Genomic DNA, 3,316 nt, shown 5'->3' with positions numbered 1-3,316 from the left:
TTGCTGATGAAGATGGGTACGGGTTGTGATTGCATTAATTTTGTTCCAAGTTCTCAAGACTGGGGTGAATAACCCTAGGCTGCTTTGAAACTTATGAACGGCACAAACGCTAATACTCAGGTCCTATAGCCTACAGCGTTATAGGATCAAGCGACTAAGTGCATATGGTGGATGCCTTGGCGATCACAGGCGATGAAGGACGTAGTAGCCTGCGAAAAGCTGCGGGGAGCTGGCAAACAAGCTTTGATCCGCAGATATCCGAATGGGGAAACCCACTGCGCAAGCAGTATCCCTGACTGAATACATAGGTCAGTGGAAGCGAACCGGGTGAACTGAAACATCTCAGTAGCTCGAGGAAAAGAAATCAACCGAGATTCCGAAAGTAGTGGCGAGCGAAATCGGAAGAGCCTTTACGTTTTAGCACGCAGGATAGTCGAACGGAATGGAAAGTCCGGCCGTAGCAGGTGATAGCCCTGTAGGCGAAATTCTGTGTGTGGAACTAAGCGTAAGAAAAGTAGGGCGGGACACGTGAAATCCTGTTTGAAGATGGGGGGACCATCCTCCAAGGCTAAATACTCGTGATCGACCGATAGTGAACCAGTACCGTGAGGGAAAGGCGAAAAGAACCCCGGAAGGGGAGTGAAATAGATCCTGAAACCGTATGCATACAAACAGTAGGAGCCTCCTTGTGGGGTGACTGCGTACCTTTTGTATAATGGGTCAGCGACTTACATTCAGTGGCAAGGTTAACCGAATAGGGAAGCCGTAGCGAAAGCGAGTCCGAATAGGGCGATTCAGTCGCTGGGTGTAGACCCGAAACCAGATGATCTATCCATGGCCAGGTTGAAGGCACGGTAACACGTGCTGGAGGACCGAACCCACTAATGTTGAAAAATTAGGGGATGAGCTGTGGATAGGGGTGAAAGGCTAAACAAATCTGGAAATAGCTGGTTCTCTCCGAAAACTATTTAGGTAGTGCCTCAAGTATTACTGCGGGGGGTAGAGCACTGTTATAGCTAGGGGGTCATGGCGACTTACCAAACTATGGCAAACTCCGAATACCCGCAAGTACAGCTTGGGAGACAGAGCACCGGGTGCTAACGTCCGGACTCAAGAGGGAAACAACCCAGACCGCCAGCTAAGGTCCCGAATTATCGCTAAGTGGGAAACGAAGTGGGAAGGCATAGACAGTCAGGAGGTTGGCTTAGAAGCAGCCATCCTTTAAAGAAAGCGTAATAGCTCACTGATCGAGTCGTCCTGCGCGGAAGATGTAACGGGGCTAAGCGATAAACCGAAGCTGCGGGTGTGCACTTTTAGTGCACGCGGTAGGAGAGCGTTCTGTAAGCCTGCGAAGGTGGCTTGTAAAGGCTGCTGGAGGTATCAGAAGTGCGAATGCTGACATGAGTAGCGATAAAGGGGGTGAAAAGCCCCCTCGCCGTAAGTCCAAGGTTTCCTGCGCAACGTTCATCGGCGCAGGGTGAGTCGGCCCCTAAGGCGAGGCAGAGATGCGTAGCTGATGGGAAGCTGGTTAATATTCCAGCACCGTCGTACAGTGCGATGGGGGGACGGATCGCGGAAAATCATCAGGGTGTTGGATGTCCCTGTTGCTGTATCGAAGATGGCGCTTAGGCAAATCCGGGCGCGTAAATCAAGGGTATGGCACGAGTGAGCATTGCTCGCGAAGTGATTGGAAGTGGTTCCAAGAAAAGCCTCTAAGCTTCAGCTGTACGAGACCGTACCGCAAACCGACACAGGTGGACGGGATGAATATTCCAAGGCGCTTGAGAGAACTCAGGAGAAGGAACTCGGCAAATTGATACCGTAACTTCGGGAGAAGGTATACCCCGGTAGTGTGAAGCGCCTGCGCGCTTAGCATGATGGGGTCGCAGAGAATCGGTGGCTGCGACTGTTTATTAAAAACACAGCACTCTGCAAAGACGAAAGTCGACGTATAGGGTGTGACGCCTGCCCGGTGCCGGAAGGTTAAGTGATGGGGTGCAAGCTCTTGATCGAAGCCCCGGTAAACGGCGGCCGTAACTATAACGGTCCTAAGGTAGCGAAATTCCTTGTCGGGTAAGTTCCGACCTGCACGAATGGCGTAACGATGGCCACACTGTCTCCTCCTGAGACTCAGCGAAGTTGAAGTGTTTGTGATGATGCAATCTACCCGCGGCTAGACGGAAAGACCCCATGAACCTTTACTGTAGCTTTGCATTGATCTGTGAACCGGCCTGTGTAGGATAGGTGGGAGGCTTTGAAGCGTAGTCGCTAGATTACGTGGAGCCATCCTTGAAATACCACCCTGGTTTGTTTGCGGTTCTAACCTTGGTCCGTTATCCGGATCGGGGACAGTGCATGGTGGGCAGTTTGACTGGGGCGGTCTCCTCCCAAAGTGTAACGGAGGAGTTCGAAGGTACGCTAGGTACGGTCGGAAATCGTGCTGATAGTGCAATGGCATAAGCGTGCTTGACTGTGAGACTGACAAGTCGAACAGGTGCGAAAGCAGGACATAGTGATCCGGTGGTTCTGAATGGAAGGGCCATCGCTCAACGGATAAAAGGTACTCTGGGGATAACAGGCTGATACCGCCCAAGAGTTCATATCGACGGCGGTGTTTGGCACCTCGATGTCGGCTCATCTCATCCTGGGGCTGTAGCCGGTCCCAAGGGTATGGCTGTTCGCCATTTAAAGAGGTACGTGAGCTGGGTTTAAAACGTCGTGAGACAGTTTGGTCCCTATCTGCCGTGGGCGTTGGATACTTGACGGAGCCTGCTCCTAGTACGAGAGGACCGGAGTGGACGTACCTCTGGTGTACCGGTTGTCATGCCAATGGCATTGCCGGGTAGCTAAGTACGGAAGAGATAACCGCTGAAGGCATCTAAGCGGGAAACTCGTCTGAAGATAAGGTATCCCGGGGACTTGATCCCCCTGAAGGGTCGTTCGAGACCAGGACGTTGATAGGTCGGGTGTGGAAGCGCAGTAATGCGTTAAGCTAACCGATACTAATTGCCCGTGAGGCTTGATCCTATAACACTGATGGTTATGACCTGGTGATATAGCGTTCCAAGTGTCGTTCAATACAAAATCTGGCTGCACCGTCGGCAGCCAGCCAACACCAATTACACCCCATCGTGCGTGATCATCGAGTCTGACTCTGATCACCACGCGTTGTGTTTCTTCCAAGATTGGAGCTGTTGCGTTTACCCGCAGCCGCTCAACCAGTTACGCTTGACGACCATAGCGAGTTGGTCCCACTCCTTCCCATCCCGAACAGGACAGTGAAACGACTTTGCGCCGATGATAGTGGACGGACGTC

Annotated in this window: 2 rRNA genes; both read left to right on the top strand. The window is 52.1% G+C overall.

The features are described 5' to 3' along the window. The first annotated feature begins 144 nt into the window (after positions 1–144). A 23S ribosomal RNA gene (locus HWY37_RS34480) occupies positions 145–3,027 on the top strand. A 200-nt stretch (positions 3,028–3,227) separates the two neighbouring features. Beyond that, a 5S ribosomal RNA gene (gene rrf, locus HWY37_RS34475) occupies positions 3,228–3,316 on the top strand; the annotation flags it as partial.

This window comes from Achromobacter anxifer (assembly GCF_903652925.1).
In the GTDB taxonomy this organism is placed as follows: Bacteria; Pseudomonadota; Gammaproteobacteria; order Burkholderiales; family Burkholderiaceae_B; genus Achromobacter; species Achromobacter anxifer.
The sequence above is the reverse complement of the archived record's forward strand: the minus strand, read 5'-3'. Positions and strand labels throughout refer to the sequence as shown.